Origin of the sequence: Mesorhizobium sp. M0751, from assembly GCF_040320265.1 — a bacterium.
Lineage (GTDB): Bacteria > Pseudomonadota > Alphaproteobacteria > Rhizobiales > Rhizobiaceae > Mesorhizobium.
In genome coordinates, this window is sequence record NZ_JAMYPH010000003.1 from 306,352 (window position 1) to 329,135 (window position 22,784).

Consider the following 22,784-nt stretch of genomic DNA (forward strand, 5'->3'; position numbering starts at 1 on the left):
TCATGAAGAAACTCATTCTTGCGTCGGTGTCGGCGCTTGCGCTGCTTGGCCTTGCCGCCTGCAGCAACAGCGGCACCGACAACACCACGACGCAGAGCACCAATCCGCCGGCATCCGACCAGACGATGAAGCCGGCTGCCCCTGACGCAAACAAGCCTGCCGAGCCGGCTCCGGCTCCGGCTCCGGCGCCTGCGCCGGCTGCCCCGGCGCAGTAGTCGCAGTAGTCGCAGTAGTCAATGTGACAGCCAAGGAAGGCCGGCCTCATACGCCGGCCTTTCTGCTGCTTGCGATACCCGCGCATTGTGACCGCGTGCGACGACGCGGGTTTGCGCGCAGCGGCTTCCATCTGCCGATTTCCATGGGTAAGCACTGACGGCAGTCGCCTCAGGCATTCCGCCAAATCGATTGGGCCAGCCCCTGCGGCACTGTCTTGGCTTGATAGCGATGGGTGGTTGGCCCTATGAAGCCCCCATGTCGATTTGGGACCGCCTCGGCGACTTCGTCACACGCGTTTCATCTTCAGCGTCGTCAGGCGTCGCCGAAGTGGTCGAGGCCGTGCGCACGGTTTTCTCCGGCGATGCCGATCTGCGCCGGCGCGTCGCCTTCTCGGTGGCGATGATCGCCCTGTCGGCCAAGATGGCCAAGGCAGACGGCATCGTCACGCAAGACGAGGTGCGCGCCTTCCAGGAAATATTCGAGGTGCCGAAGGAACAGAGGCGCAATGTGGCGCGGCTCTACGATTTGGCCAAACGCGACATTGCAGGTTTCGAGACCTATGCCGAGCGGATGGCGCAGCTTTGCGGTTCGGGCCATTCGAACTGCCTGATGCTCGAGGACATACTCGACGGGCTGTTCCACATCGCCAAGGCCGACGGGCTGGTGCATGAGCGCGAGGGCCAATTCCTGCATCGCATCGCCGAGATCTTCCGCATCGATGAGGCGCATTACCAGAGCATCCTGGCCCGGCATGTCGATCTGGGTGCCGCCGATCCTTATGTTGTGCTCGGCATCGAGCGTGGGAAACCGTTCGAGGAGGTCCGCAGGCGCTACCGCAAGCTGGTCTCCGACAATCATCCTGACCGGCTGATCGCACGCGGCCTGCCGCAGGAATTCATCAAGATTGCGACGACCAGGCTGGCGGCGATCAACGCGGCCTATGAAATGATCGAGCGAGGCCTGCGGCACGCATGAGCGGCTTTCCGCCCGACGAGCCGAGCGCCGAGGTCAGGGTATCGCCGAATTTCGGGCCACGACGCGGAACGCTCGGACCAGATATGATCGTGCTGCACTACACCGGCATGGCGACCGGCGCCGGTGCCGAGGCGTGGTTGTGCGATCCGGCAAGCGAGGTCTCGTCGCACTACATGGTCCATGAGGACGGCCGCATTGTTCAGATGGTAAGGGAAAGCGACCGCGCCTGGCATGCCGGTAAGAGTTCGTGGTTCGGACAGAGCGACATCAACTCCTGTTCGATCGGCATCGAGATCGTCAATCCGGGGCATACGCTCGGCTATCGCAACTTTCCAAAACCGCAGATCGACGCGGTGATCGGCCTGTGCGCCGGCATCGTCGAGCGCCATTCCATTCCGGCGCAGCGGGTGCTCGCGCATTCCGACGTGGCACCGGGGCGCAAGGTCGATCCGGGCGAGAAATTTCCATGGAAGGCCTTGTCTGCCGCCGGTGTCGGCCATGTTGTGCCGGCAGCGCCGATCCGGCGTGGCGCCGTGCTGAAGCCAGGCGATACCGGAGCCGAGGTCGAGGCGCTGCAGTCGATGCTGGCGCTCTATGGTTATGGCGTCGAGATCACCGGCGCTTTCGACCGGCAGACCGAAATCGTCGTCGAGGCATTTCAGCGGCATTTCCGGCAGCGCCTGGTCGATGGCATGGCTGACGGATCGACGATCCGCACGCTGGAAAGGCTGCTCGATTCCGCAAGGATAGCCTCTCTCAAATAGTCTTTCCCAAGCTTCAAAGTTACAATCTGTTACCCAAAGTGACTTGCCTCGCCTTCTTTGGCGCCAATTCCGTCGTCAAAGGCGATCCGTACAGATTGTCGGACCTCTATCCCCCAGATGTTCCGATGTTGATTGAGGGTATCTGCGCGAAGTTCTTTGTGCAGATCAAACAGAACAGGATCACATGCAGAAATTGACCGTTTTAACGGCAGCCATTGCTGCCGGCGTAATGACTTTTGCCTTCAGTGCGGCGAACAGCGCACCGCTGAGCCAGCGGGCCGATCAAGGCTTCAGTGCTGCAGCCGGCAAAACCGCCGTGCCGAAAGGTGGTGCAAAAGTAGAGAAGACCGCCACCGCAAAAGTGGAAAAAGCGGCCGTGGTAAAGTCGAAAAAGCCAGCCTCCGCCAGAAAGCCAACCGCTGCCAGAAAGACAATCGCCAAACAGCATGTGAAGCGTAACCGCAAACGCATCGACCACATGGTAACGGCGTCAGTCGCTCCGAAGAGCAGGCCAGTGCCCCAGGCGGCGGTTGTCGGCGGCAACGGACAGTACTCGGCGATCATTGCGCGTTACGCCGCCAGCTATGGCGTGCCGATATCGCTCGCCAACGCCGTCATCAAGATCGAGAGCAACTACCAGCCGAACCAGGTCGGCAGCGCCGGCGAGATCGGCCTGATGCAGATCAAGCCTGCGACGGCAAGAATGATGGGCTATAGCGGTTCGGTTCAGGGTCTCTACGATCCCGATACCAACATCAAATACGGCATGAAGTACCTTGCCATGGCGCAGGATCTCGGCGGCGGCACGACCTGTGGCACGATCCTGAAATACAATGCCGGCCACGGCGCCACACGGATGAACCCGGTGTCCGCAGCCTATTGCGGCAAGGTCAAGGTGCAGCTGGCAGCACTTGGAGCGCCCGCCTGACAAGGGATAACTTGCTTTTTCGGGCCTGAACCCCTTTATACGCCTTGCCAGCTGGCCGGGCGGCCGCACCCGCGAAGCCGAAAGGCTGCGGGTGAGGAAAGTCCGGGCTCCATGGAGACACGGTGCCGGTTAATGGCCGGCGGGGGCGACCCCAGGGAAAGTGCCACAGAAAGCAAACCGCCACGATCCAATCGTGGCAAGGGTGAAAGGGTGGGGTAAGAGCCCACCGCGCGACTGGCAACAGGAGCGGCACGGTAAACCCCACCGGGAGCAAGACCGAATAGGGGCGGTGCGAGGGGAAACCCTCGAGGGCTGTTTCCGGCTCACCGTCCGGGTAGGTTGCGTGAGGCGCATGGCAACATGCGCCCAAGATGAATGGCCGCCACGTTCTCGCCCCGCAAGGGGCGAGGGCCATACAGAACCCGGCTTACAGGCCAGCTGGCAGTTTCCCATATCGAAGAAAAATCTTTGAAATCAGTAGGCTGCGCCTTCGGGCGCAGCCGTTGATTCACTTTTCGACCCGCAATCGAGCGCGGCATTTCCTTGAAAATGGTGCGATTAAATCGTACCATTTGGACAAGACTATCAGGAGAGCCTCATGGGACAGGTCGATAAACGCAGCATCACGCTGTCGCCGGAACTGGCCGCGGCGGTCGACGACGTGGTGGCCGCCGGCGAATATGCCTCGGCGAGCGAAGTGATCCGCGACGCGCTGCGGCAATGGAAGGATCGGCGCGACCTGCTCGGCTACACCGTCGAGGAATTGCGCAGACTGGTGCAGGAGGGGATCGACAGCGGGCCGGGGCGGTTTGCGTCGATCGACGAAATAAAGGCCGAAGCGCGGAGACGATTGAAACCCGACAGCGCGGCATGAATTTGCTGCCCATCATCCGAACTGCACATGCAGAAGAGGATTTGATCGCGATCTGGCTTTACGTTGCGCAAGACAGCGAGGCTGCAGCGGATCGGTTGCTCGATCGGATCGAAGCCCGCTGGCAGCAAGTGGCCACTTATCCCTTCTCAGGTGCACCGCGCGAAGACATCGCGCCGGGCATCCGTCACCTGATCGTCGGCGAATACCTCACTTTGTACCATGTCAGGGAAGAGGCGATCGAAATCGTTCGCGTGCTGCACGGCCGGCGCAAGATCGACGCCGGCGATCTGAATTCGTGATTGCCGATTCAGCCACCGATTGCGTCTAGCGACGCCTCGATCGCCTGCCAAAGCTCTTCCACCGGCTCGCAGCCGACCGACAGGCGAACGAAGCCGGGCGGAACGGCGTCTCCCCTTTTTGATCGCCGTTCGGCCGAGGTGTGTACGCCGCCGAACGATGTCGCTGCCTGCATCAAGTCGCAGTTGTTGATGAAATCCTCGGCCTTGTCCTCCGAGGCGAGCACGAACGAGATGAGAAATCCGAAGCGCTCCATCTGGGCGCAGGCAAGATTGTGCGATGGATCGCTCTCCAGTCCCGGAAAGCGCAAGCCGCTGATCGCGCGATGGTTTTTCAGCCGTCGCGCTATCATTTCGGCGGAGGTGCACATGCGGTCGAAGCGCACGTCCAGCGTTTCGAGGCCGCGATGCACCAGCCATGCCTCGAACGGCCCGGGGATGGCGCCTGACGTCTCGCGCCAGTCGGTCACCCTCGAGATGATGTCCGCGTCGCGGCTGGCGACATGGCCGAACAGCACATCGGAATGGCCATTTGGCGCCTTGGTGTCGGCAGCAATGACGATATCGGCGCCGAGATCGAGCGGGCGCTGGCCGAAAGGTGTCATCGTCGTGTTGTCGACCACAAGCACCGCACCTGCTCTATGCACGGCCTCGGCGACGGCTGCGATGTCGCATATATCCAGTCCCGGGTTGGCGGGCGTTTCGACGAAGGCAAGCCGATATCCGTCGAAGCCGCCGTCGAGGAAGCTCGATGTCGGCCGGACATCATAAGCGACGCCGAAGGATTTCAGGAAACGGTCTGCCAGCGCTCTCGTGGTGTGATAGCCGTCGGACGGCAGCAGGATACGGTCGCCGGCTTTGAGCAGGCCGAAAAACACCGCCGAGATGGCAGCCATCCCCGAGGGAAAGGCGACGCATGGGGCGTCTTCCAAATGCGCCAGCATGTGCTCGACCGCATCCCAGGTCGGATTGCTGAAGCGGCCATATTGATCGAAGCCGGTGGCGTCGCCGGGCGCATGAAAGATGGCGGCCATCGTCAGGGGCAAGGGGATCGGCTCGCCCTTGGCAAGCCTGCCGCGACGCAGATGGGGAAGTGCCGCGGCGCGCGACTTGGCTGTTTCGGACATGGTTTCAAACCTCGTTACTGACCGGAAAAGAAGATGCCCGAGGCTATGCGCGGCAGCGATCCGCAGCAAGCCGCCTCCGGTTGGACCACACGGCCCTAAACGCTTCGTTAGGCTTAATGGAGGATAAAGACCGGAGTGCCGTCAAAGCTGCTCTCCCCAGTCGTGGCAGGCGCGTTTTGAAGACTGTTCCCGTTGACGCCCATAACACCCCATGATATCCCATTCCGATACTCAAGCCTTCGTTCCGTGTCAGGGTGAAGCGTACGCCAATCGGGCAGCCGCGGCGGCTGCGCGTTTGCCTGCGTTCGCCCGTCATGATGAAGCGGGTTTTGGACGTCGACCGGGCCGGGGCGGCGCGGACAGGAAGATGCAGAGGGGTGCGGCGGCGCAAGCGGCCGTAACGCGTAATGGACCGGTTTCTGTCGAACGCGGTGAACAGGATCGATGCGAAGGGACGGGTGTCCGTGCCGGCGCATTTCCGTGCCGTTGTGCAGAAACGCGGCTATTCGGAACTTTATGCGCTACGCTGCCTGGATCGCCCGGCGATGGATGTCGGTGGGCTCGACCTGCTCGATCGGTACGAGCAGCGTATCGCCCAGGAAGACCCGTTCCTGCAGACGGCGGACGACATGTCGTTCTTCTGCCATGGCGATGGAACGTTTCTGAAGCTCGACCAGGACGGCCGTATCACGATGAGCGATTTCATTCGCGAGCATACCGGCATTTCAGCGGAAGTGGCCTTCGTTGGCCGCGGCAATTTCTTTCAGATCTGGGAGCCGGGACGGCTCAGCGCCTATGGGACGGAAGCACGTGCCCGGCTTTTGCAGCTCCGGCAGGGGACGAAGCCCGGGGAGCGGCCAGAATGATGGCGGGCGACGGCGATGAAGTTCATGCCGTTGGCGGACCAGCCCGTCACATTCCGGTCCTCCTTGCCGAAGTTCTGGAGGCGCTGGCGCCGACAAAAGGCGAGGTGATCGTCGACGGCACGTTCGGTGCCGGCGGCTACACCAAGGCCATTCTGGCAAGCGGAGCCTCGGTCGTCGCCATCGACCGCGATCCGGATGCGATCGCGGCGGGGCGGGCCCTTGAACAGCAGTCCGGCGGCAAGCTCAGGCTTGTCCAGGCACCGTTCTCGACGCTCGACGAGCAGGTTGAAAGTGCCGATGGCGTCGTGCTCGACATCGGCATCTCCTCCATGCAGATCGACCAGCCGGAGCGCGGCTTTTCGTTCCGGGCCGATGGACCGCTCGACATGCGCATGGCGCAGGCGGGCCTGAGCGCCGCCGACGTCGTCAACACCTTCAAGGTGGGCGATCTTGCCCGCATCTTCGGTTTTCTCGGCGAGGAACGCCATGCCGGGCGCATCGCGCGCATGATCGAGAGCCGTCGCGAAAAACGCCCCTTCGAGCGCACGCTCGACCTTGCCGATGCCATCGAGACGCATATCGGTCGCGCGCCGAAAGACAAAATCCATCCGGCTACCCGCGTTTTCCAGGCGCTGCGCATCTTCGTCAATGACGAGCTCGGCGAACTGGCCAAGGCACTGTTTGCCGCCGAGCGCGTGCTGAAACCGGGCGGCCGGCTTGCCGTGGTGACCTTCCATTCCCTCGAGGACCGCATCGTCAAGCGCTTCATCGCCGACCGAGCCGATTCAGCCACCGGATCGCGGCATCTGCCCGAGGCGCAGGTGCGCACCGCCACCTTCACCAAGAAGGGCGGCGGCGTGACGCCTAGCGATGCCGAGATATCGGCAAATCCGCGGGCGCGCTCGGCAAGGCTGCGCGCTGCGATCCGTACAGAGGCGCCGGCGCGTGCCGGCGATTTTTCGATTTTCGGCCTGCCAAAACTGCCTGGCCCAAAGCTTCCCGGCGCCGATCGACCGGGAGAGAGGTGAGCACGTGTTTCGTACCAGCGACATAGTCCTGATCGCCGTCATGGTTTCGGCGGCTGCCCTGACCTACAAGACCAAGCGCGAGGCCGAGGAGCAACTGGCGGCAGTGCACAAGATCCAGGCGCAGATCCGTTATGAAGAGGACACGATCGACCTGCTCAAGGCGGACTGGAGCCTGCTTACCCAGCCGTCGCGCCTGCAGAAGCTCACCGAAATCTACAAATCGCAACTCGGACTGGAGCCGGTCAATGCGCGCCAGATCGTCGGGCTGGACGATTTGCCGGCGAAACCCGTCAACATCGAGGACCTTTCATCGCAGCGGCTGGGCGGCATGGCCGATGTGGGCGGCAAGGATCCCGTGGTGACCGGAGGTATCGTCCAATGATCACCGGATTTCCAATCGCCGCCAGACTTCCAAAGATTGTCAGGCTGCTGAAGCGCGGTTCGAAGCCGAATGCAGGCGGATCGATCGTGGTCGAAGGCGCCCGCAAGGCGACGGGTGGCAAGGGCAGGACCCGCATCGTCATGACGATGGCGGTGTTCTTCGGCATTTATTCGACCATTGCCGGGCGGCTGGTCTATCTGGGTTTCCAGAATCCCGACCTGTCGGGCGGGCCACAGAGCCGGGTGACCGCATCGCGACCAGACATCGTCGACCGTAACGGCGAAGTGCTGGCGACCGACATCAAGACGGCGTCGCTGTTTGCTGAGCCGCGCCGCATCGTCGATGCCGACGAGGCGATCGAAAAGCTGTCGACGGTGCTTCCCGAGATCGACTACGAGCAGACATATAACAAGCTGAAGAGCGGCGCCGGCTTCGTCTGGCTGCAGCGGCAACTGACGCCGAAGCAGCAGGCCGACATCATGCAACTCGGCATCCCCGGATTCGGCTTTCGCACCGAGAAGCGCCGGTTCTATCCGGCCGGCGAAACCTCGTCCTACATTGTCGGCCTCACCAACATCGACAATCAGGGCATCTCCGGCATGGAGAAATACATCGACGAACAGGGTTTGAGCGACCTTCAGGCGTCGGGCCTGGCGGTGGCCAAGGATTTGAAGCCGGTGCAGCTCTCGATCGACCTGCGCGTCCAGCATATCGTGCGCGACGAGGTCGCCACCGGCATGGAAAAGTACCACGCCATCGCCGCGGGCGCCGTCGTGCTCAACGTCAAGACCGGTGAGGTGCTGGCGATGGCCTCGGTTCCGGATTTCGATCCGAACAACCCCTATAACGCGCAGGACAAGGACCGGCTCAACCGTATGTCCGCTGGCCTCTACGAAATGGGGTCGACCTTCAAGAGCTTCACCACCGCCATGGCGCTCGATTCCGGCAAGATAACGCTGCAAAGCCGTTTCGACGCGTCGCGCCCGATCAGGATCGGCCATCAGACCATCCATGATTTCCATGGCAAGGGCCGGGTGCTGTCGGTGCCGGAAGTGTTCATCTACTCGTCCAACATCGGCTCGGCTAAGGAAGCCGAAGCGGTTGGCATCGACGGACACCGCGAATTCCTGCATCGCCTGGGAATCCTCGAGAAGATGCAGACCGAACTGCCGGAAGTCGCCCGGCCGACCGAGCCCAAGGTCTGGAAGCAGGTCAATTCGATCACCATCGCCTTCGGCCACGGCGTGTCGACGACGCCGCTGCAGACAGCGGTCGGCTGCGCCGCGCTGATGAATGGCGGCTATCTGATGGACCCGACCTTCCTGCCGCGCACGCAGGAGCAGGCGATGGCGGTGGCCAAGAAAGTGGTCAGCGACAAGACGGTCGAGGGCATGCGCTATCTCTATGCGCTCAATGCCGAAAAGGGATCCGGCCGCAATGCACGGGTGCCAGGATACCGGGTGGGCGGCAAGACGGGAACGGCGGAGAAGGTCGTCAACGGCCGCTACTCGAAGGAAAAGAATTTCAACGCCTTCGTTGCGGCTTTCCCGATGGACGATCCGCAATACATAGTGCTGACGATCGCCGACGAACCGAAGCCGGAAAAGCCCGGCATGGGTGCTACGGCCGCCTCGAACGCGGGCATCATGGCTGCAAACATCATCCGACGTGCGGCTTCCATGCTTGGCGTGAAGCCAGATTTCAGCCATGAAAATGGTGCAACGCTGGTTTCCTATCAGTGATTCTTGGGGCGCGCCGGCAACTGCGCGCTATTTTGTTGCAATGAACGGGGTTCGATGAAGCTGAAAAATCTAGCCGGTATCCTGCCTGTCGAGGGGACAGCTTCCTTCGACATGGAGGTTACAGGGATTTCGTCGGATTCCCGCCAGGTAACACGGGGCGTCGTCTTTTTCGCGCTCACCGGCTCCAAGGCGGATGGCGCAGCCTACGCAGCCGAGGCCGCGAGCCGCGGCGCTGCAGCGATCGTGGTCGGCAAGGGCAGTGCGGTCGCCGGGCTGCCAGTTCCGGTTCTTGTCGTAGACGATCCGCGCCTTGCGCTTGCGCTGAGTGCGGCCCGTTATTTCGGCAAGCAACCGCAAACCATGGTCGCGGTGACCGGAACCAGCGGCAAGACCTCCGTCGCCGCATTCACCCGACAGATATGGGAGCAGGCGGGTTTGGTCGCCGCTTCGATCGGCACGACCGGTGTGGTGGCGCCGGGCCGCAATGAATATGGCTCGCTGACCACGCCGGATCCGGTGGCACTGCACAGGCTGCTCAAGGAGTTGGCGGAGGCCGGCGTCACCCACGCCTCGATGGAAGCGTCTAGCCATGGCCTCGACCAGCGCCGGCTCGACGGCGTCAAGCTTGCGGCCGGCGGCTTCACCAATCTCGGCCGCGACCATATGGACTATCATCCGACGGTCGAGGACTATCATCGCGCCAAATTGCGTCTGTTCGACGCGCTGCTGCCGAAGGGCGCGCCGGCCATCATCTTTGCCGACGACCCGTGGTCGGAGCCGACGATCAAGGCGGCGCATGCAGCGGGACTGAACGTGCTGACGGTCGGACGCCATGGCGATTTCCTGCGGCTGAAGCGGGTCGAGCACGAGCGCCACCGCCAGCGCGCCGAGGTCGAAGCGGACGGCGTTCTCCATGAAGTCGACTTGCCGCTGGCCGGCGACTTCCAGATTGCCAACGCGCTGGTGTCGGCCGGCCTCGCCATTTCGACTGGAACATTTGTTGCCAAAGCGTTGATGGCGCTGGAGAAATTGAAGGGCGCGCCGGGACGGCTCGACCTGGTTGGGACGGCCGCCAACGGCGCCCCCGTCTATGTCGACTACGCGCACAAGCCGGATGCGCTGGAAAACGTGCTGGCTTCGGTTCGCCCCTTTACCACCGGCCGCGTCATCGTCGTATTCGGTTGCGGCGGCGACCGGGACCGGGGCAAGCGGCCGATCATGGGCGAGATCGCCACAAGGCTGGCCAACGTCGTCATCGTCACCGACGACAATCCCCGCTCGGAAGTACCCGAGACGATCCGCGCCGCGATTCTCGCGGCCGCACCGGGTGCGATCGAGATCGGCGACCGGCGCAAGGCCATCCACGAGGCGGTCGGGATGCTTCACGCTGGCGACACGCTGATCGTGGCCGGCAAGGGCCATGAGGAAGGCCAGACCATCGGCACCGAGACGCTGCATTTTTCCGATCATGAGGAAGTTCGCTCGGCGCTCAGGGAGCAAGCAGCGTGAGCTATCTGTGGACCTCCGAGGCGCTGGTTGCCGCCATGGATGGCCGGCCGCTCGGTCCGATGCCTGAAGGCATCGCCGGCATTTCCATCGACAGCCGCAGCCTGCAGCCGGGAGATGCTTTCTTCGCCATCAAGGGCGAGGCCATGGACGGCCATGATTTCGTCACCGCCGCCATCAAGGCGGGCGCCGGCGTGCTGGTCGTCGCCGAGGGCAAGCTGCCGTCGCTGGGGCGGCTGACAGCACCGATGATCGTCGTGGAGGACGTGCTTGTCGCTCTGGAAAAGCTCGGCGTTGCCGCGCGCGCACGCTCAAAGGCGAGGGTGATTGCCGTGACCGGGTCGGCGGGCAAGACCACCACCAAGGAAGCGCTACGCCATGCTCTGTCCGCAGTCGGTACGGTGCATGCATCGGCGCAGTCGTTCAACAATCACTGGGGTGTGCCGCTGACGCTGGCGCGCATGCCGCAGGATTGCGACTATGCCGTCTTCGAGATCGGCATGAACCATCCGGACGAGATCCGGCCTTTGGTCAAGATGGTCCGGCCGCATGTCGCCATCGTTACACTGATCGCAGCCGCTCACCTTGGCTTCTTCCGCAACCTGGACGAGATCGCCAAGGCCAAGGCAGAGGTTTTCGAAGGGCTGGAGCCCGGTGGCGCCGCCCTTCTCAACCGCGACGATGCGCGCTGGAAGCTGCTGGAGAAGATGGCGAAAGAGGCCGGTGTCGAGCATGTCTACGGGTTCGGCGAGAATGCCCGGGCGACCTTCAAACTGATCAAATGCGAGCTCAATGCCGATCACTCGGTTATCACTGCCAAGATCGGCGGGCATGAGATTGTCGCCAGGATCGGCGCGCCGGGCCGCCATATGGTGCAGAATGTGCTGGCCGTACTGGGCGCCGCGCATCTGGTCGGCGCCGACGTCACCAGGGTTGCGCAGGCGCTGGCCGATCTTTCGCCCGAACGCGGACGCGGCAAGCGCTATGTGTTGCGTCATCCCAGGGGGCCGATCACGCTGATCGACGAGAGCTACAACGCCAATCCGGCGTCGATGAGCGCTGCAATGGCACTGCTCAACACGACGCCGGTGTCGGGCGAAGGCAGGCGCATTGCCGTGCTCGGCGATATGCTCGAGCTCGGCAGCCATTCGGCGAAATTGCATGCCGCGCTTGCCGGTCTGATCGTCGGCACCGACACGCGCACGGTTTTTCTCGGCGGCCCGGAAATGCGGGCGCTGGCCGACGTTTTGCCCGACGAGATCAGGACGGAGTACCGCGCCGGCGCGGAAGATCTGAAACCGGTTCTTCTATCGGAATTGAAGCCCGGCGACGTGGTCATGATCAAATCGTCGAAGGGCATAGGCTTTTCAAAGCTGGTCGAGGCGTTGCTCGGCAAGTTTCCGGCGGAAGCCACAAACAGCAGACAGACCTAGGATCGGTCCGGGGGACGCAAGCGCATGCTAACACTGCTCGTCGAATTTGCGGACAAGATCTCGGTCTTCAACGTCTTCCGCTACATAACTTTCCGCACCGGCGGAGCGCTGATCACAGCGGCGCTGATCGTGTTCATCTTCGGACCGACCATCATCAATTCGCTGAGGCTGCGGCAAGGCAAGGGCCAGCCGATCCGCGCCGACGGGCCGCAGACGCATTTCAAGAAGGCGGGAACGCCGACAATGGGCGGATTGATGATCCTGTCCGGCATCGTCGGTTCGTCGCTGCTGTGGGCGAACCTGTCGAGCATCTACGTCTGGGTGGTGCTGCTGGTGACGCTGGGATTCGGCTCGATCGGCTTCTACGACGATTATCTCAAAGTGACCAAGCAGTCGCATCTCGGCTTTTCCGGCAAGGCGCGGCTGGGGCTCGAATTCGTCATCGCCGGCATCGCCGCCTGGGTGATCATGCACAACGGCCAGGCGCCGTTCTCGTCATCGTTGACATTCCCTTTCGCCAAGGAGTTTCTCGTCAATCTCGGCTGGTTCTTCATCCCGTTCTCGTGCTTCGTCATCGTCGGCGCCGGCAATGCGGTGAACCTGACCGACGGCCTCGACGGACTGGCGATCGTGCCGATCATGATCGCGGCGGCGTCCTTCGGCGTCATCGCCTATCTCTCCGGCAATGCGGTGTTCGCCGAATATCTGCAGATCCATTTCGTGCCCGGCACCGGTGAACTTGCAGTGGTCCTTGGAGCGGTGATCGGCGCCGGGCTTGGCTTCCTCTGGTTCAATGCGCCGCCGGCGGCCATCTTCATGGGCGATACCGGCTCGTTGGCGCTGGGCGGGCTGATCGGCACGGTCGCGGTGGCGACCAAGCACGAGATCGTGCTGGTCATCGTCGGCGGCCTGTTCGTCGTCGAGATATTCTCGGTCATCATCCAGGTCGGCTACTTCAAGATGACCGGCAAGCGCGTCTTCCTGATGGCGCCGATCCACCATCATTTCGAAAAGCTCGGCTGGACCGAAAGCCAGGTGGTGATCCGCTTCTGGATCATCGCCGTCATCCTGGCGCTGGTCGGCCTGTCGACCCTGAAGCTCAGATAGGAGGCCGCTTGATCCCCGCCGCATCCTTTTCAGGCAAGCGCGTTTCGCTCTTCGGGCTCGGTGGCTCGGGGATCGCCACGGCGCGCGCACTGATCGAGGGCGGCGCGGATGTGCTGGCCTGGGACGACAATCCCGACAGCGTCGCCAAGGCCGGTGCGGTCGGCATCATGACAGCGGACCTGCGCGGCGCGGACTGGGCAAGGTTTTCCGCCTTCGTGCTGTCGCCCGGCGTGCCGCTGACGCATCCCAAGCCGCACTGGACCGTCGAGCTCGCGCGGGGCTCGGGCGTCGAGATCATCGGCGACATCGAGCTTTTCTGCCGCGAGCGGACGGCGCGGGCGCCGGCAGCACCCTTCATTGCCATCACCGGCACCAACGGCAAGTCGACGACCACGGCACTGACGGCGCACATCCTCAAATCGGCTGGGCGCGACACGCAGATGGGCGGCAATATCGGCCGCGCAGTGATGACGCTGGATCCGCCGCAGCCCGAGCGGCACTATGTGGTTGAGTGCTCGTCCTACCAGATCGATCTTGCCCCTTCGATCAATCCGACGGCCGGCGTCCTGCTCAATCTGACGCCGGACCATCTCGACCGCCACGGCACGATGCAGCACTACGCCTCGATCAAGGAGCGGCTGGTGGCCGGCAGCGAGACGGCAATCATCGGTGTCGACGATTCCTGGTGCGCCCAGATCGCCGACCGGCTGGAGCGTGCGGGCCGGCAGGTCATTCGGATTTCCAAGCGCCTGCCGCTGACCGACGGTTATTTCGCCGACGGCACGAATTTAATGGAAGCCGTGCACGGCCGCTACAGCAGGGTCGCCTTCCTCGAAGGCATCGGCTCGTTGCGCGGCCAGCACAATGCGCAGAATGCACTGGCTGCCGCCGCCGCCTGTCTCAAGGTCGGGCTCGAACTCGGCGAGATCCAATCCGGACTGGAGAGTTTCCCGGGGCTGGCGCACCGCATGGAGCAGGTCGGCCGCAAAGGGCATGTGCTGTTCGTCAACGATTCCAAGGCGACCAATGCCGATGCCGCTGCACCGGCGCTGTCGAGCTTTGCGCGTATCTACTGGATTGCCGGCGGCCTGCCGAAAGAGGGCGGCATCGAGCCGTTACGCGGCTTCTTCCCGCGCATCGCCAAGGCCTATCTGATCGGCGAAGCCGCACCGGCCTTTTCGGCGACGCTGGGCGAAGCGGTGCCCTACGAGATATCAGGCACGTTGGCGGCGGCAGTCGAACACGCCGCCCTCGATGCGGCCAGGGATAATAGCGGCGAGGCAGTGGTGCTGCTGTCGCCGGCCTGCGCCAGTTTCGACCAGTTCAAGAATTTCGAAGTCCGCGGCGAGGCGTTCAGGCAAGCCGCAACCGCCATTGATGGCATGAAGCCCATCGGAGGGACACGATAATGCAAAGCCGTCTCGACAAAAGCCCTGTGGCGACCTGGTGGTGGACGATCGATCGCTGGTTCCTGGCGGCGTTCCTGTCGCTGATGGGGCTCGGCATCGTTTTGTCTTTCGCCGCAAGCCCGGCGGTGGCCGAGCGCATCGGGCTAGACAGTTTCCACTTCGCGACACGCCAGATCATCTTCACCATTCCGGCGCTTGGGGTAATGCTGGCCGTCTCGTTCCTTGAATCCAGGCAGATCCGGCGCATGGCGCTGGTCATGTTGTGCATCATGCTGTTTCTGATGGTGGCGGTGCTCTATATCGGCGTCGAGGTGAAGGGCGCGCGGCGCTGGGTGTCGCTTGCCGGCCTGTCGATCCAGCCGTCCGAGTTCCTGAAACCGGCCTTCGTCATCATCTGCGCCTGGCTGTTCGCCGAGCACAAGCGCCAGCCCGACATTCCGGGCAATCTGTTCGCCATGTTGCTGCTTGCGCTGGTCATCTCGCTGCTGGTGGCGCAGCCTGACCTTGGGCAGACCATGCTGGTGCTCGGCACCTGGGGGGTGATGTTCTTCATGGCCGGGTTGCCGTGGCTGTGGATCGTCGCGCTGGGTGCTGCAGGGGTCGGCGGCGTGTTCGCCGCCTATGCGGTGTTCCCGCACGTTGCCGGCCGCATCGACCGCTTCATGACCGGCGAGGGCGACACGTTCCAGGTCGACATGGGCCGCGAGGCGCTGATCAATGGCGGCTGGTTCGGCGTCGGGCCGGGCGAGGGTACCGTCAAGCGGGTCATCCCCGACAGCCACGCCGATTTTGTCTTCTCCGTCGCCGGCGAGGAATTCGGGCTGATCATGTGTTTCTTCATCATGTCCATCTTCGGCTTCATCGTGCTGCGCGGTCTCAACACGGCACTCAGGGAGCAGGACGATTTCACCCGCTACGCGGTGGGCGGCCTGGTTACGGTCTTCGGCCTGCAGTCGGTCATCAACATGGCCGTCAATCTGCAGCTGATGCCGGCCAAGGGCATGACGCTGCCGTTCATCTCCTACGGCGGCTCTTCGCAGATCGCGATCGCCATCTCGATGGGCATGGTGCTGGCGCTGACGCGCAAGCGCCCGGAAAAGCGCAAGCAGCTGGGCTTCATGCCGTCGCCGCGTGCGATGCCGGCGGAGTGAGATGGCGAAGGGGGTTATCCTTCTGGCGGCAGGCGGAACGGGCGGACATCTGTTCCCGGCCGAGGCGCTGGCACATGAACTGACCAGTCGCGGCTGGACGGTGCATCTGGCGACGGACGACCGCGCCGAGCGCTTTGCCGGGCAGTTCCCGGCGGCCGCCATCCATCCGATCCAGTCGGCGACGATGGGCTCGAAGAATCCCTTTGCTATGCTCGCCGCGTTTTGGAAAATCTGGCGTGGGGTTAGGCAGGCATCCGCCGTCATCGCCAGCATCAAGCCCGCCATCGTGGTCGGCTTCGGCGGCTATCCGACACTGCCGCCGCTTTACGCGGCGACCCGGCGCAAGGTACCGACGCTGATCCACGAGCAGAATGCGGTCATGGGCCGCGCCAACCGGGCGCTCGCCGGCCGCGTCGACGCCGTTGCCGGCGGATTCCTGCCGGAAGACATCAGTGCCACTGGCGCAAAGACGGTGATCACCGGCAATCCGGTCAGGCCGCAAGTATTGGAGGCCGCGAATACACCCTATGCTGCTTCGGCCGGCGAAGAGCCGTTCCGGTTTCTGGTATTTGGAGGCAGCCAGGGCGCGCAGTTCTTTTCCGACGCGGTGCCGGCGGCGATCGCCCGGTTTTCCGATGCACAGCGTAGGCGACTGGCGATCACGCAGCAGGCCCGCGCCGACGATGTGGGGCGGGTGAGAGCCGCCTATGCCGCGCTTGGCATCGAGGCCGAGGTGTCGCCCTTCTTCACCGACATGGCGGCGCGGCTCGCGGCGGCGCATCTGGTGATGTCGCGCTCCGGCGCGTCGACCGTATCGGAAATCGCGGTGATCGGCAGGCCGGCGCTGCTGGTGCCTTATCCCCACGCGCTCGACCACGACCAGGCGGCGAATGCGGCGGCCCTTGCCGCAGCGGGTGGCGCCGAGGTGCATCCGCAATCCACGCTTTCGGTGGAGCGGATCGCTGCGCTTGTCGGCGGGCTGATGGATGATCCAGGCAGGGCGGCGACAATGGCTGCGGCGGCGAAATCGTCCGGTAAACCGGATGCCGCGCGGTTGCTCGCCGATCTGACAGAGGCTATTGCGTCCAGGAAATCCGTTTCGGAATTCAGGAAGGAGACGCACGCATGAAGATGCCACAGACGATCGGCCTCGTGCATTTCATCGGCATTGGCGGCATCGGCATGAGCGGCATCGCCGAGGTGCTGCACAATCTCGGCTACAAGGTGCAGGGATCCGATCAGGCCGACAGCGCCAATGTGCAGCGGCTGCGCGACAAGGGCATCGAATGCTTCGTCGGCCACCAGGCCGAGAACCTCGGCGAGGCCGAAGTGGTCGTCGTCTCCACCGCAATCAAGAAATCAAACCCGGAGCTGAAGGCGGCGAGAGAGAAGTTGCTGCCGATCGTGCGGCGCGCCGAAATGCTGGCCGAGCTGATGCGCTTCCGGCAGGCGGTCGCGATCGGCGGCACGCATGGCAAGACGACGACGACTTCGATGGTGGCGACGCTACTCGATGCCGGCGGGCTCGACCCGACGGTGATCAATGGCGGCATCATCAATGCCTATGGCACCAATGCCCGCATGGGCGACGGCGAATGGATGGTGGTCGAGGCCGACGAGAGCGACGGCACCTTCCTCAAGCTGCCGGCCGAGATTGCCGTCGTCACCAATATCGACCCCGAGCATCTCGACCATTACGGCTCCTTCGACAAAGTGCGCGAGGCGTTTCGCCAGTTCGTCGAGAATGTGCCGTTCTACGGCTTTGGCGTGATGTGCACCGACCATCCTGAGGTGCAGGCGCTGGTCGGCCGCATCGAGGACCGGCGCGTCATCACCTATGGCGAAAATGCGCAGGCCGACGTGCGCTTCACCAATCATCGCATGGATGGCCCGACTTCGGAATTCGACGTGGTGATCCGCGACCGCAAGACGCACGGCCAGATAACGATATCAGGTCTGCGGCTACCGATGCCCGGGCGCCACAATGTCTCCAATGCGACGGCGGCGATTGCCGTCGCGCACGAGCTCGGCCTTTCGGCTGAGGCAATCAAGAAGGGTCTGTCGTCCTTCGCCGGCGTCAAGCGGCGCTTCACCCATACCGGTTCGTGGAACGGTGTCGATGTGTTCGATGATTACGGTCATCATCCGGTCGAGATCACGGCAGTACTGAAGGCTGCGCGCAGCGCTACCAAGGGCCGCATCATCGCCGTTACCCAACCGCATCGCTTCACCCGGCTGCGCGATCTGTTCGACGAGTTTTCCGTCTGCTTCAACGACGCCGATACGGTAATGGTGGCACCTGTCTATGCGGCCGGCGAGGAACCGATCGACGGCGTTACGTCCGACGCACTGGTGTCGCGCATCCGCTCCGGCGGCCATCGCGACGCACGCTACATCGAAGGTCCGGCGGCGATTGCGCCGATCGTGCGCGAGGTGGCGAAGCCGGGCGATTTTGTGGTCTTCCTCGGCGCCGGCAACATCACCCAATGGGCCTATGCGCTGCCCAAGGAACTCGGCGGGACCATCACATGACGCGCGGCCAGGCGTTGATCGAGAAGCTTGGCGACCGGCTTGCCGGACTGCGCGGCCGCATCACGCCCAATGCCGAGATGGACAAGATCACCTGGTTTCGAGCCGGCGGGCTCGCGGACGCATTGTTCCAGCCGGCCGACGAGGACGATCTTGCCACGTTCCTGAAGGCGGTGCCGGAGGAAATTCCGCTGACCGTCGTCGGCGTCGGCTCGAACCTGCTTGTCCGTGACGGCGGCATTGCGGGCTTTGTCATCCGGCTTTCGGCCAAAGGCTTTGGTGAGACCGAAGTTATTGCGCCGACCACGATCAAGGCGGGCGCTGCGACACCCGACAAGCGCCTTGCGGCCGTCGCCTATGAGGCCGGCATCGGTGGCTTTCATTTCTACCACGGCATTCCCGGCGCCGTTGGCGGAGCGCTGAGGATGAACGCCGGCGCCAATGGCGTCGAGACGCGCGAGCGTGTAGTCGAGGTGCGGGCACTCGACCGCAAGGGCAATGTTCATACGCTGAGCAATGCCGATATGGGCTATGCCTATCGCCATTCATCGGCGCCGTCCGGGCTGATCTTCACGTCGGCGCTGCTCGAAGGCGTTCCCGAGGACAAGGCGGCGATCAAGGCCGCGATGGATGCTGTCCAGAACCATCGCGAGACGGTGCAGCCGATCCGCGAAAAGACCGGTGGCTCGACCTTCAAGAATCCCGAGGGCACCTCGGCCTGGAAGGAAATCGACAAGGCCGGCTGCCGCGGCCTGATGGTCGGTGGGGCGCAGATGTCGCCGATGCATTGCAACTTCATGATCAACACCGGAACGGCCACAGGCTACGAGCTTGAATATCTCGGTGAGACGGTGCGCGCGCGTGTGCTCGAAAAATCGGGCATCCGGCTGCAGTGGGAGATCAAGCGCATCGGCAATTTTCGGCCGGGCCATGCTGTCCAGGAATTTCTCGGGCAGTTGCTTTAGGCAAGCCGACCGCCGTTGCCTTTCGGGCTCATGAATTCACATTTTGCTGCCGTTTTTGCGGAAAGTGAATCCATCGGAATCGTAAGCACTTGCCAGCGAATCAACTCTCTGATTCTCTGCCCTGAAGCGTTTCCTGATTTGAGTCGTTTCGACGCGTTACTTGCGTTTCCGTCTGGGGGGCAACCTGCCGGGAGACTCGGACTCAATGTTGCGGAAACAAGGGAGCGAAGTTGCTCGGGCGCATTTGAGTGCGCGCGATGCTTTTCGGGGCATGCACGATGGTGCAGGCCTGCTGTGAGAGGAAATGACGGGGAATGACAAGCAAGCATGTGGCCGTCCTTCTGGGGGGATTCTCGTCCGAGCGGCCCGTGTCCCTGTCGTCGGGTAAAGCCTGCGCCGATGCGCTCGAGGGAGAGGGCTACCAGGTCACCCGCGTCGACGTCTCGCGCGACATCGGCTCGGTGCTGGGCGCGCTCAAGCCTGACGTCGTCTTCAATGCGCTGCACGGCCCCTTCGGCGAGGACGGCACCATCCAGGGCATCCTTGAGTACCTCGCCATTCCGTACACCCATTCCGGCGTGCTTGCCTCGGCGCTCGCGATGAACAAGGAGCAGGCCAAGAAGGTCGCCAAGGCGGCCGGCATTCCGGTGGCCGAATCGAAGGTGGCCAATCGCTTCGCCATCCAGAACAAGCACCCGATGAAGCCGCCCTATGTCGTCAAGCCGGTCAACGAAGGGTCGAGCTTCGGTGTCGTCATCGTCCATGAAGGCCAGTCGCATCCACCGCAGATCATCGGCTCGTCCGAGTGGAGATATGGCGATACGGTGATGGTCGAGCGTTATGTGCACGGACGGGAATTGACCTGCGCGGTGATGGGCGATGTGGCGCTCGGTGTCTGCGAGATCATCCCGACCGGCCATTCCTTCTACGACTACGATTCAAAATACGTCGCGGGAGGATCAAAACACGAATGCCCGGCAAAACTTTCACCGAATATTTACCAAAAAATACAGACACTGACGCTCAAGGCTCACCAAGCTATCGGCTGTCGGGGCGTTTCCCGGTCGGACTTCCGTTATGACGATCGTCACTCCGAAAACGGCGAAATTGTCTGGCTCGAGGTCAACACCCAGCCGGGCATGACGCCGACGTCTTTGGTGCCGGAAATCGCCGCGCAAGCGGGACACTCGTTCGGCGATTTGTTGAGTTGGATGGTGGAGGACGCTTCGTGTCTGCGTTGAAGTGGGGACAGGGCAAGGGGAAGGGCGCGGCCGGGCCGGCGCTGTTCGGCATGCCGTTGTCGTTCGACCATTTCGTGCTGCCGCGCCTGCTCCGCCGGCCGGTGCGCGTGCTGGCGCGCCTCGGCGAAGGCGACTTCGAAGCGCCGCCCTATTGCGCTGCCATGCTGTCGGCGGCACTGCTTGTTTCGAGCAGTGCCTATGGCGCCTATCTCGGCGGATATTCCGACGCCATCGTCCAGAGTGTCACCGCCCGCACCGGCTTTGCCGTCGACCAGGTCAAGGTCGTCGGCAACCGCGAAACGTCCGAGATCGATATTCTCGACAGGCTGGAACTCGACGGCTGGACCTCGCTGATCGGCTTCGATGCCGAAGCCGCGCGCGAACGCATCACCACGCTGCCCTGGGTCGAAGCCGCGGCGGTGCGCAAGGTCTACCCGCATACGCTGGAAGTGCGCGTCGAGGAGCGCGAGCCGTTCGCGCTGTGGCAGCAAGGCAGCGCGCTTTCGGTCATCGAGAAATCCGGCACCGTCATTGCGCCGTTCTCCGGCGGCAAGCAGATGTTGCTGCCGCTGATCATCGGCACCGGCGCACCTGCCAAAGCGCCGGATTTCCTGGCCAAGATCAAGAATTATCCGGAGCTCGCCGCGCGGATCAAGGGCTATATCCGCATCGGCGAACGGCGCTGGGATCTCAAGCTTGAAAACGGCATCACGATCAAGCTTCCCGAAGACGGTGAGGATCAGGCGATTGCCGACCTGGTCAGGATGGACCACGAGAACGGGCTTTTGACGCGCGACATCGCCGCCGTCGACATGCGCCTGTCCGATCGTCTGGTCGTCCAGTTGACGCCGGAAGCGGCGACGCAGCGCCAAGCCGCGCTCGACGAAAAGCCCAAGATGCTGAAGCGCAAGCCGGAGACGAAGATATGAGCTGGCTTGGCGGCAATAGCGATACCTCGTCGCGCCGGTCCGGCATCCTGACGGTGCTGGATGTCGGCTCCAGCAAGGTCTGCTGCGTGGTGGCCAAACTCAAGCCGCGCGACGATGGCAAGCTGCTGCGCGGACGCTCGCATCGCGTCCAGGTGATCGGCATCGGCCACCAGAAATCGCAAGGCGTGAAATCGGGCGTCGTCATCGATCTCGACCGCGCCGAGCACGCCATCCGTCTGGCCGTCGACGCCGCCGAACGCATGGCGGGACTGACGGTCGATTCGCTGATCGTCAACATGACTGCCGGTCGGCTGAAGAGCGAGGCTTTTTCGGCCACCATCAATCTCGGCGGCCATGAGGCCGACGAGGCCGACATCAAGCGCGTGCTTGCCGCCGGTGCCAAGCAGGCGCTGCGGGCCGAGCGCGAGGTGATCCATTCGCTTCCCGTTGCCTTTTCGCTGGATGCTGAGCGCGGTGTGCGGGATCCGCGTGGCATGGTTGGCGACCAGCTTGGCGTCGACATGCACGTGCTGACAGGCGACGCAGCGCCCTTGCGCAATCTGGAGCTCTGCATCAACCGCTCGCACCTGTCGGTCGAGCGCATGGTGGCGACGCCCTATGCCAGCGGGCTAGCCGCGCTGGTCGATGACGAGCTCGAAATGGGTGCGGCCTGCATCGACATGGGCGGCGGCACGACGACGATCTCGGTGTTTTCGGAAGGCAAGTTCGTCCATGGCGACGCCATCGCGATCGGCGGCAACCACGTCACGCTGGACATGGCCAAGGGCCTGTCGACCTCGCTCGATGCCGCCGAAAGGCTGAAGGTGATGCATGGCTCGGCGCTGCCTGGCAGTGCCGACGACCGCGACCTGGTTTCCATCCATCCGATCGGCGAGGACGGCGAGGTGCCGTTGCAGATCCCGCGCTCGGTGATGACGCGCATCATCCGCGCCCGCATCGACGAGACGCTGGAATTGCTGCGCGACCGGCTGAACAAATCCGGCTACGGCAACGCGGTTGGCAAGCGTGTGGTGCTGACCGGCGGCGCCAGCCAGCTTGCCGGCCTGCCCGAAGCAGCACGCCGCATCCTCGGCCGCAATGTGCGCATCGGACGCCCGCTTGGCGTGGCAGGCCTGCCCGAGGCGGCCAAGGGGCCGGCTTTTTCGACGCCCGTAGGGCTTCTGATCTACCCGCAGATGGCGAGCTTCGAGAGCCGCCCGGCGAAGGGAATTTCCGGTCTTCGGATGACCGGAACGGGCGGAAAACTGCATCGAATGAGTCAGTGGTTGAGAGACAGTTTTTAATTTGACGGGGAC

At 63.3% G+C, this 22,784-nt stretch carries 22 protein-coding genes and 1 other RNA gene; 22 read left to right on the forward strand and 1 reads right to left on the reverse strand.

Translation table 11 applies throughout. The features are described 5' to 3' along the window. The first annotated feature begins 2 nt into the window (after positions 1 to 2). The 7 genes from NKI19_RS06770 (at position 3) to NKI19_RS06800 (ending at position 4,056) form a co-directional block, all read left to right on the forward strand. The gene (locus tag NKI19_RS06770; RefSeq protein WP_352453143.1) at positions 3 to 215 is read left to right on the forward strand and encodes a hypothetical protein; all 213 of its coding nucleotides are present in this window, start codon (positions 3 to 5) and stop codon (positions 213 to 215) included. 256 nt (positions 216 to 471) lie between these two features. Next, positions 472 to 1,191: a TerB family tellurite resistance protein gene (locus tag NKI19_RS06775; RefSeq protein WP_352453144.1), complete on the forward strand. Its 720-nt coding sequence runs from the start codon at positions 472 to 474 to the stop codon at positions 1,189 to 1,191. Continuing rightward, complete coding sequence (locus NKI19_RS06780; RefSeq protein WP_352492711.1) at positions 1,188 to 1,955, forward strand: N-acetylmuramoyl-L-alanine amidase; 768 nt, start codon at positions 1,188 to 1,190, stop codon at positions 1,953 to 1,955. The genes NKI19_RS06775 and NKI19_RS06780 overlap by 4 nt, the downstream gene beginning before the upstream one ends. Positions 1,956 to 2,139: 184 nt before the next feature. Beyond that, positions 2,140 to 2,883, forward strand: a complete 744-nt coding sequence (locus NKI19_RS06785; protein WP_352492710.1) for a lytic transglycosylase domain-containing protein — start codon at positions 2,140 to 2,142, stop codon at positions 2,881 to 2,883. 47 nt (positions 2,884 to 2,930) lie between these two features. Beyond that, positions 2,931 to 3,329, forward strand: an RNA gene (rnpB, locus tag NKI19_RS06790) — RNase P RNA component class A. Between the two features lie 152 nt (positions 3,330 to 3,481). Beyond that, complete coding sequence (locus NKI19_RS06795) at positions 3,482 to 3,757, forward strand: type II toxin-antitoxin system ParD family antitoxin (protein ID WP_352492709.1); 276 nt, start codon at positions 3,482 to 3,484, stop codon at positions 3,755 to 3,757. Next, a complete protein-coding gene (locus NKI19_RS06800) occupies positions 3,754 to 4,056 on the forward strand; it encodes a type II toxin-antitoxin system RelE/ParE family toxin (RefSeq protein WP_352492708.1) in 303 nt (100 codons plus the stop codon). Before NKI19_RS06795 ends, NKI19_RS06800 begins: the two co-directional genes overlap by 4 nt. 8 nt (positions 4,057 to 4,064) lie before the next feature. Here NKI19_RS06800 and NKI19_RS06805 read toward each other — a convergent pair whose 3' ends face one another. Beyond that, positions 4,065 to 5,180: a cystathionine gamma-lyase gene (locus NKI19_RS06805; RefSeq protein ID WP_352564472.1), complete on the reverse strand. Its 1,116-nt coding sequence runs from the start codon at positions 5,178 to 5,180 to the stop codon at positions 4,065 to 4,067. Positions 5,181 to 5,587: 407 nt separating this feature from the next. Between NKI19_RS06805 and mraZ the strand changes: the two genes are divergently transcribed. The 15 genes from mraZ to ftsA all read left to right on the forward strand — a co-directional run bounded on the left by mraZ (position 5,588) and on the right by ftsA (position 22,772). Further along, complete coding sequence (gene mraZ, locus NKI19_RS06810; RefSeq protein ID WP_254818997.1) at positions 5,588 to 6,046, forward strand: division/cell wall cluster transcriptional repressor MraZ; 459 nt, start codon at positions 5,588 to 5,590, stop codon at positions 6,044 to 6,046. Continuing rightward, on the forward strand, positions 6,043 to 7,074 hold the full coding sequence (rsmH, locus tag NKI19_RS06815) for a 16S rRNA (cytosine(1402)-N(4))-methyltransferase RsmH (protein ID WP_352564474.1): 1,032 nt from the start codon (positions 6,043 to 6,045) through the stop codon (positions 7,072 to 7,074). Before mraZ ends, rsmH begins: the two co-directional genes overlap by 4 nt. A 4-nt stretch (positions 7,075 to 7,078) precedes the next feature. After that, positions 7,079 to 7,456 carry a cell division protein FtsL gene (ftsL, locus tag NKI19_RS06820; protein WP_292662860.1) on the forward strand — a complete coding sequence of 126 codons (378 nt, stop codon included), beginning with the start codon at positions 7,079 to 7,081 and terminating at the stop codon, positions 7,454 to 7,456. Then, complete coding sequence (locus NKI19_RS06825; protein ID WP_352564476.1) at positions 7,453 to 9,198, forward strand: peptidoglycan D,D-transpeptidase FtsI family protein; 1,746 nt, start codon at positions 7,453 to 7,455, stop codon at positions 9,196 to 9,198. Before ftsL ends, NKI19_RS06825 begins: the two co-directional genes overlap by 4 nt. Positions 9,199 to 9,252: 54 nt before the next feature. After that, positions 9,253 to 10,707, forward strand: coding sequence for a UDP-N-acetylmuramoyl-L-alanyl-D-glutamate--2,6-diaminopimelate ligase (locus tag NKI19_RS06830; protein ID WP_352564478.1), 1,455 nt, complete (start codon positions 9,253 to 9,255; stop codon positions 10,705 to 10,707). Beyond that, positions 10,704 to 12,137 carry a UDP-N-acetylmuramoylalanyl-D-glutamyl-2,6-diaminopimelate--D-alanyl-D-alanine ligase gene (locus NKI19_RS06835; RefSeq protein ID WP_352564480.1) on the forward strand — a complete coding sequence of 478 codons (1,434 nt, stop codon included), beginning with the start codon at positions 10,704 to 10,706 and terminating at the stop codon, positions 12,135 to 12,137. Before NKI19_RS06830 ends, NKI19_RS06835 begins: the two co-directional genes overlap by 4 nt. Positions 12,138 to 12,161: 24 nt before the next feature. Continuing rightward, positions 12,162 to 13,244 (forward strand): phospho-N-acetylmuramoyl-pentapeptide-transferase, encoded by a 1,083-nt coding sequence (mraY, locus tag NKI19_RS06840; protein WP_023676767.1) that lies wholly within the window; start codon positions 12,162 to 12,164, stop codon positions 13,242 to 13,244. An 8-nt stretch (positions 13,245 to 13,252) separates the two neighbouring features. Further along, positions 13,253 to 14,653: a UDP-N-acetylmuramoyl-L-alanine--D-glutamate ligase gene (gene murD, locus NKI19_RS06845; RefSeq protein WP_352564481.1), complete on the forward strand. Its 1,401-nt coding sequence runs from the start codon at positions 13,253 to 13,255 to the stop codon at positions 14,651 to 14,653. Beyond that, positions 14,653 to 15,804, forward strand: coding sequence for a putative lipid II flippase FtsW (gene ftsW / locus NKI19_RS06850; RefSeq protein ID WP_352456168.1), 1,152 nt, complete (start codon positions 14,653 to 14,655; stop codon positions 15,802 to 15,804). The genes murD and ftsW overlap by 1 nt, the downstream gene beginning before the upstream one ends. Position 15,805: 1 nt before the next feature. After that, the gene (gene murG / locus NKI19_RS06855; RefSeq protein WP_352564483.1) at positions 15,806 to 16,933 is read left to right on the forward strand and encodes an undecaprenyldiphospho-muramoylpentapeptide beta-N-acetylglucosaminyltransferase; all 1,128 of its coding nucleotides are present in this window, start codon (positions 15,806 to 15,808) and stop codon (positions 16,931 to 16,933) included. Then, a complete protein-coding gene (murC, locus tag NKI19_RS06860) occupies positions 16,930 to 18,336 on the forward strand; it encodes a UDP-N-acetylmuramate--L-alanine ligase (protein ID WP_352564485.1) in 1,407 nt (468 codons plus the stop codon). Before murG ends, murC begins: the two co-directional genes overlap by 4 nt. After that, positions 18,333 to 19,298 (forward strand): UDP-N-acetylmuramate dehydrogenase, encoded by a 966-nt coding sequence (murB, locus tag NKI19_RS06865; RefSeq protein ID WP_352564486.1) that lies wholly within the window; start codon positions 18,333 to 18,335, stop codon positions 19,296 to 19,298. Before murC ends, murB begins: the two co-directional genes overlap by 4 nt. Positions 19,299 to 19,612: 314 nt before the next feature. Beyond that, positions 19,613 to 20,539: a D-alanine--D-alanine ligase gene (locus tag NKI19_RS06870; RefSeq protein ID WP_352564487.1), complete on the forward strand. Its 927-nt coding sequence runs from the start codon at positions 19,613 to 19,615 to the stop codon at positions 20,537 to 20,539. Further along, the gene (locus tag NKI19_RS06875; RefSeq protein WP_352564488.1) at positions 20,527 to 21,468 is read left to right on the forward strand and encodes a cell division protein FtsQ/DivIB; all 942 of its coding nucleotides are present in this window, start codon (positions 20,527 to 20,529) and stop codon (positions 21,466 to 21,468) included. Before NKI19_RS06870 ends, NKI19_RS06875 begins: the two co-directional genes overlap by 13 nt. Then, positions 21,465 to 22,772, forward strand: a complete 1,308-nt coding sequence (ftsA, locus tag NKI19_RS06880) for a cell division protein FtsA (RefSeq protein ID WP_352564489.1) — start codon at positions 21,465 to 21,467, stop codon at positions 22,770 to 22,772. The genes NKI19_RS06875 and ftsA overlap by 4 nt, the downstream gene beginning before the upstream one ends. The last annotated feature ends 12 nt before the right edge of the window (positions 22,773 to 22,784 follow it).

What these genes read in the sequence shown, in the direction of transcription:
- NKI19_RS06825 (WP_352564476.1), top strand. Translation starts at nt 7,453, where the DNA reads ATGATCACCGGATTTCCAATCGCCGCCAGACTTCCAAAGATTGTCAGG.
- NKI19_RS06805 (WP_352564472.1), bottom strand. Translation starts at nt 5,180, where the DNA reads ATGTCCGAAACAGCCAAGTCGCGCGCCGCGGCACTTCCCCATCTGCGT.
- murG (WP_352564483.1), top strand. Translation starts at nt 15,806, where the DNA reads ATGGCGAAGGGGGTTATCCTTCTGGCGGCAGGCGGAACGGGCGGACAT.
- NKI19_RS06780 (WP_352492711.1), top strand. Translation starts at nt 1,188, where the DNA reads ATGAGCGGCTTTCCGCCCGACGAGCCGAGCGCCGAGGTCAGGGTATCG.
- murB (WP_352564486.1), top strand. Translation starts at nt 18,333, where the DNA reads ATGACGCGCGGCCAGGCGTTGATCGAGAAGCTTGGCGACCGGCTTGCC.
- rsmH (WP_352564474.1), top strand. Translation starts at nt 6,043, where the DNA reads ATGATGGCGGGCGACGGCGATGAAGTTCATGCCGTTGGCGGACCAGCC.
- mraZ (WP_254818997.1), top strand. Translation starts at nt 5,588, where the DNA reads ATGGACCGGTTTCTGTCGAACGCGGTGAACAGGATCGATGCGAAGGGA.
- NKI19_RS06800 (WP_352492708.1), top strand. Translation starts at nt 3,754, where the DNA reads ATGAATTTGCTGCCCATCATCCGAACTGCACATGCAGAAGAGGATTTG.
- murC (WP_352564485.1), top strand. Translation starts at nt 16,930, where the DNA reads ATGAAGATGCCACAGACGATCGGCCTCGTGCATTTCATCGGCATTGGC.
- NKI19_RS06795 (WP_352492709.1), top strand. Translation starts at nt 3,482, where the DNA reads ATGGGACAGGTCGATAAACGCAGCATCACGCTGTCGCCGGAACTGGCC.
- NKI19_RS06785 (WP_352492710.1), top strand. Translation starts at nt 2,140, where the DNA reads ATGCAGAAATTGACCGTTTTAACGGCAGCCATTGCTGCCGGCGTAATG.
- mraY (WP_023676767.1), top strand. Translation starts at nt 12,162, where the DNA reads ATGCTAACACTGCTCGTCGAATTTGCGGACAAGATCTCGGTCTTCAAC.
- NKI19_RS06870 (WP_352564487.1), top strand. Translation starts at nt 19,613, where the DNA reads ATGACAAGCAAGCATGTGGCCGTCCTTCTGGGGGGATTCTCGTCCGAG.
- ftsA (WP_352564489.1), top strand. Translation starts at nt 21,465, where the DNA reads ATGAGCTGGCTTGGCGGCAATAGCGATACCTCGTCGCGCCGGTCCGGC.
- NKI19_RS06830 (WP_352564478.1), top strand. Translation starts at nt 9,253, where the DNA reads ATGAAGCTGAAAAATCTAGCCGGTATCCTGCCTGTCGAGGGGACAGCT.
- NKI19_RS06770 (WP_352453143.1), top strand. Translation starts at nt 3, where the DNA reads ATGAAGAAACTCATTCTTGCGTCGGTGTCGGCGCTTGCGCTGCTTGGC.
- NKI19_RS06775 (WP_352453144.1), top strand. Translation starts at nt 472, where the DNA reads ATGTCGATTTGGGACCGCCTCGGCGACTTCGTCACACGCGTTTCATCT.
- ftsW (WP_352456168.1), top strand. Translation starts at nt 14,653, where the DNA reads ATGCAAAGCCGTCTCGACAAAAGCCCTGTGGCGACCTGGTGGTGGACG.